The organism is Bradyrhizobium sp. 137, from assembly GCF_023074095.1.
Taxonomy (GTDB): domain Bacteria; phylum Pseudomonadota; class Alphaproteobacteria; order Rhizobiales; family Xanthobacteraceae; genus Bradyrhizobium.
The window spans coordinates 34,323-46,948 of the sequence record NZ_JADPKU010000055.1; the positions used below are offsets into that span (position 1 = coordinate 34,323).

15 protein-coding genes, 1 tRNA gene and 1 riboswitch are annotated in these 12,626 nt (G+C 65.3%); of the genes, 9 read left to right on the forward strand and 7 right to left on the reverse strand.

Going from position 1 to position 12,626, the window contains the following annotated elements; genetic code table 11:
- The first annotated feature begins 93 nt into the window (after positions 1–93).
- Positions 94–624 carry a DUF1003 domain-containing protein gene (locus tag IVA78_RS16580; protein WP_247281811.1) on the forward strand — a complete coding sequence of 177 codons (531 nt, stop codon included), beginning with the start codon at positions 94–96 and terminating at the stop codon, positions 622–624.
- 55 nt (positions 625–679) lie between these two features.
- On the opposite strand, the gene IVA78_RS16585 is transcribed toward IVA78_RS16580, so the two are convergent.
- Together IVA78_RS16585 and IVA78_RS16590 are read right to left on the reverse strand one after the other, a co-directional pair.
- Positions 680–1,144 (reverse strand): GNAT family N-acetyltransferase, encoded by a 465-nt coding sequence (locus IVA78_RS16585; protein WP_247281812.1) that lies wholly within the window; start codon positions 1,142–1,144, stop codon positions 680–682.
- A gap of 42 nt (positions 1,145–1,186) precedes the next feature.
- Positions 1,187–1,768 carry an XRE family transcriptional regulator gene (locus tag IVA78_RS16590; protein WP_247281813.1) on the reverse strand — a complete coding sequence of 194 codons (582 nt, stop codon included), beginning with the start codon at positions 1,766–1,768 and terminating at the stop codon, positions 1,187–1,189.
- A gap of 176 nt (positions 1,769–1,944) precedes the next feature.
- On the opposite strand from IVA78_RS16590, the gene IVA78_RS16595 reads away from it, so the two are divergent.
- Positions 1,945–2,937: an alpha/beta hydrolase gene (locus IVA78_RS16595; protein WP_247281814.1), complete on the forward strand. Its 993-nt coding sequence runs from the start codon at positions 1,945–1,947 to the stop codon at positions 2,935–2,937.
- 4 nt (positions 2,938–2,941) lie between these two features.
- Here the strand turns inward: IVA78_RS16595 and IVA78_RS16600 are convergent.
- Positions 2,942–3,015: transfer RNA gene (locus tag IVA78_RS16600), tRNA-Gly, on the reverse strand.
- Positions 3,016–3,186: 171 nt separating this feature from the next.
- On the opposite strand from IVA78_RS16600, the gene IVA78_RS16605 reads away from it, so the two are divergent.
- The 6 genes from IVA78_RS16605 to IVA78_RS16630 all read left to right on the forward strand — a co-directional run bounded on the left by IVA78_RS16605 (position 3,187) and on the right by IVA78_RS16630 (position 6,695).
- Positions 3,187–3,765 (forward strand): methylated-DNA--[protein]-cysteine S-methyltransferase, encoded by a 579-nt coding sequence (locus IVA78_RS16605; RefSeq protein ID WP_247450657.1) that lies wholly within the window; start codon positions 3,187–3,189, stop codon positions 3,763–3,765.
- Between the two features lie 9 nt (positions 3,766–3,774).
- The gene (locus IVA78_RS16610; RefSeq protein ID WP_247281815.1) at positions 3,775–4,614 is read left to right on the forward strand and encodes an AraC family transcriptional regulator; all 840 of its coding nucleotides are present in this window, start codon (positions 3,775–3,777) and stop codon (positions 4,612–4,614) included.
- A 100-nt stretch (positions 4,615–4,714) separates the two neighbouring features.
- The gene (locus IVA78_RS16615; protein WP_247281816.1) at positions 4,715–4,993 is read left to right on the forward strand and encodes a hypothetical protein; all 279 of its coding nucleotides are present in this window, start codon (positions 4,715–4,717) and stop codon (positions 4,991–4,993) included.
- 108 nt (positions 4,994–5,101) lie between these two features.
- Positions 5,102–5,461: a VOC family protein gene (locus IVA78_RS16620; RefSeq protein ID WP_247281817.1), complete on the forward strand. Its 360-nt coding sequence runs from the start codon at positions 5,102–5,104 to the stop codon at positions 5,459–5,461.
- Positions 5,462–5,705: 244 nt separating this feature from the next.
- Positions 5,706–6,107 (forward strand): SRPBCC family protein, encoded by a 402-nt coding sequence (locus tag IVA78_RS16625; protein WP_247281818.1) that lies wholly within the window; start codon positions 5,706–5,708, stop codon positions 6,105–6,107.
- A 99-nt stretch (positions 6,108–6,206) separates the two neighbouring features.
- Positions 6,207–6,695, forward strand: coding sequence for a hypothetical protein (locus tag IVA78_RS16630; protein WP_247450598.1), 489 nt, complete (start codon positions 6,207–6,209; stop codon positions 6,693–6,695).
- Here IVA78_RS16630 and IVA78_RS16635 read toward each other — a convergent pair.
- The 4 genes from IVA78_RS16635 to IVA78_RS16650 all read right to left on the reverse strand — a co-directional run bounded on the left by IVA78_RS16635 (position 6,692) and on the right by IVA78_RS16650 (position 11,157).
- Positions 6,692–8,137: an MATE family efflux transporter gene (locus IVA78_RS16635; protein ID WP_247466561.1), complete on the reverse strand. Its 1,446-nt coding sequence runs from the start codon at positions 8,135–8,137 to the stop codon at positions 6,692–6,694. The genes IVA78_RS16630 and IVA78_RS16635 overlap by 4 nt on opposite strands.
- A 162-nt stretch (positions 8,138–8,299) precedes the next feature.
- Complete coding sequence (locus tag IVA78_RS16640; protein ID WP_247281821.1) at positions 8,300–9,352, reverse strand: hypothetical protein; 1,053 nt, start codon at positions 9,350–9,352, stop codon at positions 8,300–8,302.
- Between the two features lie 104 nt (positions 9,353–9,456).
- Complete coding sequence (locus IVA78_RS16645) at positions 9,457–9,870, reverse strand: PAS domain S-box protein (protein ID WP_247281822.1); 414 nt, start codon at positions 9,868–9,870, stop codon at positions 9,457–9,459.
- A 180-nt stretch (positions 9,871–10,050) separates the two neighbouring features.
- A complete protein-coding gene (locus IVA78_RS16650) occupies positions 10,051–11,157 on the reverse strand; it encodes a 2'-deoxycytidine 5'-triphosphate deaminase (protein WP_247281823.1) in 1,107 nt (368 codons plus the stop codon).
- Between the two features lie 110 nt (positions 11,158–11,267).
- Positions 11,268–11,347: riboswitch (SAM riboswitch) on the forward strand.
- 73 nt (positions 11,348–11,420) lie between these two features.
- Here IVA78_RS16650 and IVA78_RS16655 point away from each other — a divergent pair.
- Complete coding sequence (locus IVA78_RS16655; RefSeq protein ID WP_247466564.1) at positions 11,421–12,608, forward strand: O-succinylhomoserine sulfhydrylase; 1,188 nt, start codon at positions 11,421–11,423, stop codon at positions 12,606–12,608.
- Positions 12,609–12,626: the final 18 nt, after the last annotated feature.

The window sequence follows — 12,626 nt, forward strand, 5'->3', positions numbered from 1 at the left end:
AGGTGTTTTGAGGTGCGCAACTCATTTTGAGGAATGATGGGGTTTGGCTCCGCCCTCCCAGGAACAGGTCCTCCACTCGGCCGTTGCCGCCGCGTGCGTAACGACATCACCCATGATCCCGGCGAGGGCCTGAGCCCGACGCTCGAGCGCAACATCCAGGCGCTCGTCGCGCGTCGCCGTGGGGAGCAGCGGGCTGCCACGAACCAGGAAAAACTCGCCGACGCGATCACGGCCTTCACCGGCAGCATGCCGTTCGTTTATCTCCACCTGGCCATATTTGGTTTCTGGATCATCGCCAATCTGAATTGGCTGCCGGGGATCCCGGTCTGGGACGAAAGTTTTGTGGTGCTCGCGATGATCGCCTCGGTGGAAGCGATTTTCCTCTCCACCTTCGTGCTGATTTCGCAGAACCGCATGACCGCGGCCGCGGACAAGCGCGCCGATCTCGACCTCCAGATCAGCCTGCTCGCCGAGCATGAACTGACCAAGGTTGCCCGCCTGCTCACGCAGGTCGCCGAGCGGCTCGACGTCAAACCTGACTCGAAGCGCGATCTGGAGGAAGCGGCCCGGGACATCGCCCCCGAACGCGTGCTCGACAAGATCGAGGAGACGCGAAGAAGTTGAGGCTGCATGCACCTTGCGCCAGTCGGCTGCATGCACCTTGCGCCAGTCGGCAGGCTCAGCTGGTGGTCAGATCCAGCGTCAGGAACAGGCTGTTGGGATCCTCGACATAGCCTTCGAATGGACCGCAGGCGACGAAGCCGTGGGCCTGATAGAGGGCGTGCGCGGGTTTGAAATAACCCCAGGAGCCGGTTTCCAGGCTGAGCCGCGTCATGCCGCGCATGCGGGCTTCACTGATGATGTGGCGGAGCATCTGGCCGCCGAAGCCGCGCCGGCGTGTGGTCTGCAGCGTGTGCATCGACTTCACCTCGCCGTGGTCGGCCGAAAGCGTCTTCAGCGCGCCGGTGGCGACCAGTGTCTCGCCGTCCCAGCCGGTCCAGAATCCGATGTCGGGTGCACGAAGACCCGAGAGATCAAGTGCATGGGCGCTACCGGGCGCGGTCTGCGCCCGCGCCGCCGTGACGTGATGATCGAGCAGCGCGATGACACGGGGATCAAAGGTGTCGCCGGGGCGGATGTGCATCGTCAGGGCCTCACTCCAGGGTCTCGGATCGCATCGGTGCCCTCACATCTTGCCGTAGGAAGCGCCGCGCCGCGTGATGATGACGTAGCGCGCATCCTGCCGGGTCTCGTTCTCGAAAATCACCGCGCGCATCACGTCGAAATCCAGACAATCGCCCTCGTGCAACCGCACCGCCTTGGCGTCGATATGCACGGCGATGGCTCCCTCCAGCATCAATAATTGTTGGGTGAAGGCGTTGCGGCCCCAGGGACTGTACGGCACCCGCGCGCCGGCCGGCAGGTCGACGACGATGATCTCGATCCCGCTCGCCGCATCGGTTGGCGAGGCGTGGCGCCTTCGATAGCCGCTCTCGGGATCGCGCCAATGCGGCTGATCGGCAAGTCGCACCAGCCGCTCGGGCGGCTTCTCGGCCAGTGCGACCACATCGCTGAGCGACACGTCGAGCGCTGCGCAGAGTTTTCCGAGCAGCGCAGCCGTCGCACTGCTCTGCGCCCGCTCCACCCGCCCGATCATGGCCCGGCTGACGCCGGACCGAGTTGCCAGTTCGTTCAACGTCATGCCGGCCTGGGTCCGCAGCGTCTTCAGGCGGCGGCCGACCGCACGATCGAGTTTCTGCTGGTCCATTTTTTTAGCCCCGGCCTTCATCCAAGCGTTGCCCGGCGCAAGGACCGCATGCCGCCTCGACCAACCTAAGCCGGGCGAGAGGCGAATGCCGGGAGCGCCAGTCCAATATATTAGAACCTTTGCGCAGCCGGGACACCCGATTAGGATGCTTCCCATAAGCAGGACCGGGAGGCGACATGGGCGAGCCGACGCAGCGGACGATCAAGGCCAACGGTATCAGCCTCAACATCGCCGAGCAGGGCGAGGGGCCAATGGTGCTGCTCTGCCACGGCTTTCCGGAAGGCTGGTACTCCTGGCGCCACCAGCTCGAGGCGCTGGCAGCGGCCGGCTACCGCGCTGTTGCGCCCGACATGCGCGGCTATGGCAAGAGCGACCGGCCCGAAGCCATCGACCAGTATACGATCTTGCACATGGTCGGCGATCTCGTCGGCGTGCTCGACGCGTTCGAGGCGAAGGACGCCGTGATCGTCGGGCATGATTGGGGTGCGACAATTGCCTGGCACACGGCGCGCCTGCGTCCCGATCGCTTCCGCGCCGCTGCCATTCTCAGCGTACCCTATCGCCCGCGCAGTCCCGTGCGGCCGACCAGCGTCATGCCGCGGACAGCGGATGCGCAGTTCTATCAGTTGTACTTTCAGGAGCCCGGTGTCGCCGAAGCGGAGTTCGAACGGGATCCGCGCGCTACGCTCGGCGCCATGCTCTTCGGCGGTTCCGGCGAAGGGGCGGCGGCGATCCGCGCCAATGCCGAGCGCGCCGGCAGGACCGTCGGCATCGGGATGGTCTCGCGCAAGGATGGCATGTTGCCGAAGGTGCAGGTGCCGCTGCCCTCATGGCTGAGCGTCGCCGACCTCGATCATTACGGCGCCGAATTTGCCCGCAGCGGGTTTCGCGGGCCGCTCAACTATTACCGTAACATCGATCGCAACTGGGAGCTGATGGCGGCCTTCGAGGGGGTGAAGGTGACCGTGCCCTCACTCTTCATCGCCGGCGACCGTGACATGGTCATTGCCTTCCCCGGTGCCGCCGAGCATCTCGCCAACATGAGACAATGGGTGCCGCAGCTACGCGAGATCAAGATGCTGCCGGGCTGCGGACATTGGACGCAGCAGGAGCGGCCGGCGGAGGTGAACGCGGCGATCGTCGAATTCCTGCGAAGCCTGCCGAACTGAAGCTTGGAGCGGGCGAAGGGAATCGAACCCTCGTATGCAGCTTGGGAAGCTGCCGTTCTACCATTGAACTACGCCCGCGCACGCGTGCTTCGCGCACCCCCTGATTAGCCGAGACGGCGCCGCGAGCCAAGCGCTTTGGCGCAGGCAACCTGACGCTTCTTAACGGTTTGGCAAGATTCCAGGTGCGCCGGATTGTGGCGGTGTTATGATTTCGTGTCTGGGGAGACGTGCACTGAGTGGGGCGTGTGCATCGTGGGGCGTGGTTACGCGATCTTCGACACGGCCATAGGGCGCTGCGGCATCGTCTGGAGCAGCACCGGCGTGGTCGCGGTGCAATTGCCGGAGGCGCGGGAGATCGACACCCGCCGCCGGATTTTTGCGGTCCATCCCGAGGCGCGTGAGCAACGGCCGTCCAAAAACGCCGAGCTTGCAATCGAGGGCATCGTGGGCCTGCTGCAGGGCAGCGACCCCGATTTTTCCGACGTCAGCCTGGACGCCGGCGGCGTGCCCGCCTTCAACCGGCGCGTCTACGAATACGCCTGCACCATTCCGCGCGGGGACACGCGCACTTATCACGAGGTTGCGAAGGCGCTTGGCGCCTCCGGTGCCGCGCATTCGGTGGCGCAGGCGATCGCAAAAAATCCCTACATGCTGATCGTCCCCTGCCACCGGGTGCTGGAGGCCGGCAATTACACCGACCGACTCTCGCCCTACGCCGGCGTGATCTCCAAGCGACGGCTGCTGGCGCTCGAGGGCGCCCATCCCATCGCCAGCAAGACGCTGTTCGAGGTGCTGCTGCCGGTTGCCCCGCCACGCGCGCCTACCTAGATAGGCGGCATGGAAGCGACCACGCTGCTGACGACGCCATCGCTGACGGTCTCCGAATTTCGCTGCGATGCGGGACCGGAGGACACGCCATTTGCGGAATGCCGCACCGGCCATTCCATCGCCTACGTCCGCTCCGGCAGCTTCGGCTGCCATTGCCGCGCCGGCTTCTTCGAACTGGTGGCGGGCTCGATGCTGGTCGGCGCCCCCGGCGAGGAATACACCTGCACGCATGAGCACGTGTGCGGCGACGTCTGCCTGTCCTTTTTCCTCAGTGAAGATCTGGTCGACGCGCTCGGGGGACGCCGCGAGGTCTGGCAGGTCGGCGCGACGTCGCCGCTGCCCGAACTGATGGTGCTGGGCGAGCTGGCCCAGACGGCGGCAGATGGCAACAGCGATCTCGGCCTCGACGAGGTTGGCCAAATCCTGGCCGGCCGCTTCATTGAGGTCGTCTCGGGCAAGGCGCGCAAGCCGGCGCGGCCCACTGCGCGCGACCGCCGCCGCGCGGTGGAAGCCGCGCTGTGGATCGACGACAATTCGCATGCCGAGCTCGACCTCGAGCAGGCAGCAAAGCAGGCCGGCCTCAGCCCGTTCCATTTCCTGCGGCTGTTCTCGGCCGTGCTCGGTGTCACCCCGCATCAATATCTGGTGCGCTCGCGCCTGCGACACGCCGCGCGGCTGCTCACCGAGGACGATACCGCGGTCACCGACATCGCCTATGACGTCGGCTTTGGCGATCTCTCCAACTTCGTCCGCACCTTCCATCGCGCCGCGGGCGTCTCGCCGACCAAGTTCCGGCAGGCCTCGAAGGGACAGCGCAAGATTCTCGACGAAAGACTGGCTGTGAACTGATGGGGCTCAGCGCTAAGCCTTCCTTGACCAGACGCGGCGGAATAGATCGCCTCCCGTGCACCGCGATAAAGTCCGACCGAAGCGTGCCGCGAGACGCAACGTGGAATGGATCCTGATCATCGGCATCGGCGCCTTCGCCTACTACCGCATGAGGCGTGCGCATGAGAAGGCGGACGAATATGCCGCAACCGGTATGGCGCGATCACCGCTGTACTGGTCAACCGCGGCGCTCACCATGACGTTGCTCGGCCTCTCCCTTTACATGGCTCATCTTGGGCACGAGGGGACGATTCCATGGGCCTATTGGTTGATCGTGGTTGTTCTGTTCATAATAATCCTGCTGCTGCGCCGCGCCTTGAAATGGCGCTACCCGATCTAGCTAGCACGGGCGGAGAGCAAGATTCTCCAAGAGCAGCTTGCCCTCAACTGACTAGGTTCGTCTCCGGCGCGCGCCATCAAGCGGCGCGCTTCTGCAATGGAGACGATCATGTACGACCACATCGGATTGCGCGTTGCCGACCTCGATGCCGCCACGCGCTTCTACACAGCAGTGCTGGCGCCGCTCGGCTATGTCCTGTGCTCGAGCGGCGACGGCTATGCCGGCTTCGGGCCGACGGGCGAGCCGGCGCTGTGGCTGCACCTCAACAAGGGACGCAGGGCCGACGGCGCGCATATCGCGTTTCGCGCCAAGGGTCACGACGCGGTCAAGGCGTTCCACAGCGAAGGCCTGAAGAACGGCGGTCGCGACAATGGCGGCGCCGGGCCGCGCAAGGATTACAGCCCGACCTATTATGCGGCGTTTTTGATCGACCCTGATGGCAACAATGTCGAGGCGGTTTGTGCGTGAGCGTGCTCGCGCCTCGCTACAAGCCGTCATGCCCCGGCTTGCCGCCTTCGCTAAAGCTTCGGCGGCCGAGCACCCTTGAGGCCCCGGCGTAGCCTTGGCGAAGCCGGGACCGGGCATCCCGTACGCCGCGGCTTCTCGATCCTATCACGTCGATCTCTGGAATACTGGTTCGCCCGATCAAGTCGGGCGATGACACCTGAGATGACGGCCCTATCGCCCGCCTCTCCACATTATAGGAATCCCCATGGCCTCCATCCACAATGACATTCCCCTTCCCGCCTCCGCGCGCGACGTCTGGGACGCGGTGCGCGACTTCGGCGCGCTGCATCAGCGGCTGGTGCCGGGCTTCGTCACCGCCTGCAACCTCGACGGCGATGCGCGCATCGTCACCTTTGCCAACGGTTCGGTGGCACGCGAGGTGCTGGTCGATTGCGACGACGCGCGACGACGGCTGGTCTATGCGATCAACAACGAGCGGCTGAAGCACTACAGCGCCTGCGTGCAGGTGATCGCCGAGGACGAGACGCGGTGCCGCCTGGTCTGGACCATCGACATGTTGCCGAACGAGCTTGCATCCTATGTTCAGGGACAGACCAGCGAAGCCGTGATCGCGTTGCACAGGGCTTTTCCGCCCGCCGCGGCGTGACCTTTCTCACAGCGATCCGCCCTCGCCAGCCGTAACCATGCGACGTGCGTCCGGTTGGCTCCGCTTTCCCGGCGGAGCCACGCACGCGAGGAGCATGCCATGAGAGGTGCGGACAAGGTGATCTGCCAGGCGGCCGCCGTGCTGCTATTGTTTTCCGTCGCGAGCACGCCGGCGAAGGCGCAGCTTGCGGGTTTTGGTGGTGGTGCCGATGGCGAGGACATGATGGCCCAGATGGCGCCAATGCTGGAGATGATGAAGGCGAAGATGGGCAAGCGCCGCTTCGCCATGCTGATGCAGACCATGGGCCCGATGATGAGTCGCATGATGGAGAACGGCGGCGGGCTCGGCGGCATGATGGGCGGCGGCCTGTCCGGCGGCAATCTCGGCGGCGGCTTCGGTGCGCCGAACTACGGCGGCTACACGCCGATGAGCGGCGGCTATATGCCGGCCGGGCTCGGCGGCATGGGCGGCCGCGACGTCATGGGCATGCTCGGCGGCGCCGGAGGCGGAGACATGATGGCGATGATCCCGCAATTGATGCGGCTCGCCAATGCCGGCGGCGGCCATCGCCGCCACAGGCATCGCTAGTCGGCAGCAGCTGACAGAGCTGGCCTGATCGCAGGTTTCATCTTGCGCGGTCCCCAGCGGGTCAGCACCACGCTGGAGCACGACAGCAGGCCGAGCACGACCATCGAGCTTGCGGCGAGCCAGAAGAAGCTCTGCGCTGTAGCGCCGTGGGCCGACAGCCACCAGCCACAAGCGGCGATGTAGATCAATCGCGCGGTCTGCGCCAGCACCGGCCCGATCACCTTGGCGGCGCCCTGCGAGGAGAAATACATCGTCGTTGCAAGGCCGAAGAAGGCGTAGAACGGTCCGACCGTCGAGAGATATTGATGGCTCGCCGCGCGCACGGCCACGCTGTCGGTGAAGATGTTGACCCAGAGATCGGGGAAGATCGCAACGAGGCATGCCGGCGCGCCGACCGCCACGAAGGCCGCAGCACTGGCGATCCAGGCGATGCGCCGGGCGCGCGCGATGCGGCCCGCCCCGATCGCCATCCCGACCATCGGCACACAGGCGATGCCGAACGAGAATGCGATCGAGGTCAGCAGGAATTCCAGCCGCGCGCCGATACCGTAGCCGGCGAGAATCGCGGTGCCGAACTGCGCCAGCATGTGAGTGAAGATCGAGATCGTCAGCACCGATTGCAGCGGCGAGAAGCAGGCGATGGCGCCGACCTTCAGGATGTCGAAAAACATCGCCCATTGGATGCGCAGGCCGCGCAGCTTCAGGACGATTCGGGCGCGGCCGGAGAACAGATACCAGCCCATCGCGCCGATGTTCATGCAATAGGCGATCAGCGCGCCGGCCGCGACGCCGCGCATGCCGAGCTGCGGCACCGGCCCGAGCCCAAGGCCCAGCGTGCCCCCCAGCACGATCTGCCAGACCGCCGAGTTGAGGATCAACAGCGACGGCAGCTTCATGTTGCCGGTACCGCGCAGGACGCCCGCCAGGGTGTTGAGCAGCCAGGGCAGCACCGCGCCGCCGAAAAACACCTGCGTGTAGGCGATGGCGTGGGTCAGCACATTGCCGCGGCCGCCGAGCAATTCCAGCAGGCGCGGCCCGAAGATCAGCATTCCCAGCATGAAGACGAGACCGAAGCTGATGCCGATCAGAATCGCGTGCACGGCGAGCGTTCCGGCGCGCTCGCGATCCCCGGCGCCGAGCGCACGCGCGATGGCGGAGGCCACCGCGCCGCCCATGGCGCCGCCCGACATCGTCATGGTCAGAATCACGGTCGGAAACACCAGCGCCATCGCGGCCAGCGCCTCGACGCCGAGCCGGCCGACATAGGAGGTCTCGGCGATCACCACGCACATGCCGGCCGACAACCCGATCACGTTCGGCCAAGCGAGCCCAAGCAGCGTGCGCAGGATCGGACCGTCGGTCAGCGCGCTCCTGACCGGCCGCGGAGGCGGCGGCAGCGGGCGCTCCTGTTCATCGACCGGGATTTCGGCGATGTCGGACATGTCTTCTCCCGGACACGAGCGCCATTTGCGGCGCGGCAATAAACAGGTGTGCCAATCAATCTATTCGCGCGCAGGGCGCGGCAGGGCTTGTTAGCATGGCGGGCGCCGATTCCTCCTGCGTCAGGTGCAGGCGTGCCCTGCGGCGGCGGCTTGTCACCGTCGCTATTCAATCGTCCAGACCAGCGGCGGGCGGCCGCCCTTCGCGGTGTGCATGCGCACGCCTATGTTTCTTCCGCATCCTGCAGCGAGGCCTTCGAACAATCCTTCCAGCACCTTGGCGCAGGTTTGGTGATAGTCGGCGACATCGTCCATCAGCCTCCAGCTCTGCTGATGGATTGCAAAGGCGCCTTCGGATTGCGAGGTCTCGGCCGCATCGTCCTGCGCGGCAAACAGCGCGCTCAGGAACGATGCGAATTCGCCCGCACCGCCGCGGCTCATCGCCAACGCCGCCGCGACCTCGTCGAAATATTGCATGCCGATCAGCTTGCCGGTGAGATGCAGGAGATAGCCGGCGTCCTCGGGGCCGAACAGCTGCACCATCACGGGCGCGGCGGTGCGGACATATTCCATTGCGTAGTTGCGATAGGCTTTTTCGAGCCGCGGTTTCGGCCAGCTCGCCACCGGCAAAGCCGGCGCGGTCTTCGCATCGAACGTAGGGGCCTCCAGATGCCGCGCGAACACCAGGCGCTGGTCAAGATCGAGCGGATGATCGTATTGATGATAATAGCCTTCGAGCCCATCCTGGCCGTCGACGCTCTGCTTGGTGCAGACGAAGCCGAGGCGGAGATCGCCGAGGGCTACGCCGTTGTTGGCGTGCCAGCCACGCAGCATCGCGCAGCTGACTTCGCCCGGCACGCCGCAGATCGCGGTGCCCTTCCAGATCCAACGCGGCGGCGGATAGCGGATCCAGGCCTTGGTGTCGCTCTCATACATGTATTCGACATGCACGCCGCCGATCCAGTTCGAGAGATAGTGATATTGCGCGGCAGCCACCGCCGGCGGCAGATGACGGAGGCCGAGCTTTTCCAGCCCCGGCAGGAAGCGCTCCTGCTGCTGGCGGCGGAACACGCGGAAGACAAATTCAGCGGCATCCGCCGTGCCGCGCCGCGTGACCACGGTGAGGATCAGGCCGGTGAAGTAGGCGTGATAGAGATCGGCGACCGCGCGCCAGCGTTTCCGTTGGGCTTGCTGCGCTGTGTCTGATGCGGCGGTCATGTTCGCTCCCGATCGTTGTTTTGATCGAATGTGTCACTGCACCCGGTGACAGGCAACATGGCACGCATGCAGACCGCCCTGCACGACGGCCCGTCAATTCCGCATCACGAATTTTGCGCAGCCTTGGCCGCGCGTTCGCGCTCGATGCGCTCCGTCACGTCGCGCGCCATCGCGACCGATCCGAGCACGGCTCCGCCGGCATCCCGTACCAGCGCGAAGGTCATCTCAATGTAGAGCTTGCGCCCGCTCTTGTGCAGCGCGCGTGTCAGCGTCGGCTTGCCCGCGAGCTTCATCGTGCCGCTGGCCAGCGCAGCCTCGAAGCCTTTCCAGTGCGCGGCGCGCAGATGCTCGGGAATGATCAGATCGAGGTTCTGGCCGAGCGCCTCCCCGGCGGAGAAACCGAACAAGGCGGCCGATGCCCGATTCCAGCGCATGATCGTGCCGGAGCGATCCGAATAGATCAGCGCGTCCGCGACGTCGTCGATGATTCTCGCGTCGAGTTGGGATGGATTGGTCATGACACCACCTCGCATGTAGCCCGGACTTCGGCTCGCATCCTGACACATACTCGGTGTCATCGCCCGACTTGATCGGGCGATCCAGTACTCCGCTGCGGAAGTTTCTTGCAACGAACTATCGCCGCAGAGTACTGGATGCCCCGGCCAAGCCGGGCATGACAGCGGAGCGTGGGGCTAGCGCTAGACCCGGAAATGCTTGCTCAGCTTCAGCCCCTGCGCCTGGTAGTTCGAGCCGATGCGCTGGCCGTACATCGCATCGGGACGCGCCAGCATCTTCTCGTAGACGAGGCGGCCGACGATCTGGCCATGCTCGAGGATGAAGGGCACCTCGCGCGAGCGCACCTCCAGCACGGCGCGCGCGCCTTGCCCGCCGGCACCGGCATAGCCGAAGCCGGGATCGAAGAAACCGGCATAATGCACGCGGAATTCGCCGACCAAGGGATCGAACGGCACCATCTCCGCGGCGTAATCGGGCGGGACCTGCACGGCCTCTTTCGAGGCCAGGATGTAGAACTCGCCGGGATCGAGGATCAGGCTGCCGTCGGGACGGGCCGACATCGGCTCCCAAAAATCTTCCACCGCATAGCCGGAGCGGCGGTCGACGTCGACGACGCCGGTGTGGCGCTTGGCGCGGTAACCGACGAAGCCGTTGGCCTTCTCGCCGGAGAGGTCAACCGAGACAGCGACGCCGCCGGACAGATCGGCATCGTCGATGTCGACGAGGCGCTCGGTCGCATGCAAGCCATCGAGCTCGTCGGCATTGAGGATGGCGTCACCGGTGCGGAAGCGTACCTGGGACAGGCGCGAGCCCTCGCGCACCAGCACCGGAAACGTCTTCGGGCTGATCTCGGCATAGAGCGGGCCGTGATAACCGGCGCCGATCATGTCGAAGCGGCGGGTCCCGTCGGCGATCACGCGGGTGAAGACGTCGAGCCGGCCGGTCGAGCTCTTGGGATTCGCGGCCGCGACGATCTCCGGCGGCAGCGCGAGGCTCTCCAGCAGCGGCACGATGTAGACGCAGTTGGTCTCGAGCACCGCGCCGTCGGCAAGGCTGAACTCGTGCAGCTTCAATTCGTCGATGCGCTCGGCGACGGTGGCGCCGGGACCGGGCAGGAAGCTGGCGCGGACGCGATAGGCGATGTCGCCGAGGCGCAGATCGAGGCTCGCCGGCTGGATCTGGCTTTCGACGAAGTCGTAGGCGGGCAGGATCAGCCCCGCCTCTGCCATCGCCGCAATCATGCGGTCAGGCAGGATACCATTGGCGTCGGCAGCGACCGTGAACGTCAACCGGGGGTCCTCAGCAAGGGGCAAACGCATCCCGAGATACGGGAAATACTAGCCTTTTACGGCTATCCGATGGACGCCTTGACGGAAAGGGCATTGCGGAATATGAGCATCACTTATCCCGTGGTGATTTGAGCCGGCCGGCTTGCAGCCACGTTAAATAAGTCGCTAAACAGGCCGGGGACCTCTGTGATCCCGGCCCATGGAGATATCCAGGCCGGTTTTTTTGTGACCATTTTTGCTCGAATGGTCATGTCGGAGGTCCTATGTCGAAGTCGCCTGCCACTTACCGTCCCGAAACCCGCCTGGTCCATTCCGGCACCCTGCGCTCGCAATATGGCGAGACGTCGGAGGCGCTGTTCCTGACGCAAGGGTACGTCTACAACAGCGCCGAGGAGTGCGAGGCGCGGTTCAAGGGCGAGGACCCCGGCTTCATCTATTCGCGCTATTCCAATCCGACCATCGCGATGTTCGAGCGCCGCATGATCGAGCTCGAAGGCGCCGAAGCCGCTCGCTCGGCGGCCACCGGCATGGCCGCGGTGACGACTGCGATCCTGGCGCCCCTGAAGGCGGGCGATCATGTGGTGGCGTCGCGCGCGCTGTTCGGCTCGTGCCTCTATGTGGTGCAGGATCTGCTGCCGCGCTACGGCATCGAGACCACGCTGGTCGACGGCCTCGACCTCGACCAATGGCAGCGCGCTCTCAAGCCGAACACCAAGACGTTCTTCCTGGAGAGCCCGACCAATCCGACGTTAGATGTGCTCGACATTCCCTCGATCGCCGAGATCGCGCACAAGGGCGGCGCGCGACTGGTGGTCGACAACGTGTTCGCAACCCCGATCTGGCAGAGCCCGCTCGCGCTCGGGGCCGACGTCGTGGTCTATTCCGCGACCAAGCATATCGACGGCCAGGGGCGGTGTCTCGGCGGCATCATCCTGTCCTCGGAAGCCTTCATCGCCGAGCACATCCACAATTTCATGCGCCAGACCGGCCCGTCGATCTCGCCGTTCAACGCCTGGGTCCTGCTCAAGGGCCTGGAAACGCTGGGCGTGCGCGTGCGCGCGCAGACCGACACCGCAGCGCGCATTGCCGAGGTGCTGGCGAGCCATCCCAAGATCTCGCGGCTGGTCTATCCCGGCCGCGCCGATCATCCTCAGGCCGCGCTGGTGAAGAAGCAGATGCGTGGCGGCTCGACGCTGGTCGGCTTCGAGGTGAAGGGCGGCAAGCAGGCGGCGTTTCGCGTGCTCAATGAGTTGAAGCTGGCGAAGATCTCCAACAATCTCGGCGACGCCAAGAGCCTCGTCACGCATCCGGCCACTACGACGCATCAGCGTCTGAAGCCCGAAGACCGCGCCGCGCTCGGCATCAGCGAAGGCTTCATCCGCTTCTCCGCCGGGCTCGAGCATGCGGAAGATCTGATCGAGGATCTGACCGCGGCGCTGGAGAAGGCGTGATCTTCTTACCCTCCCCTG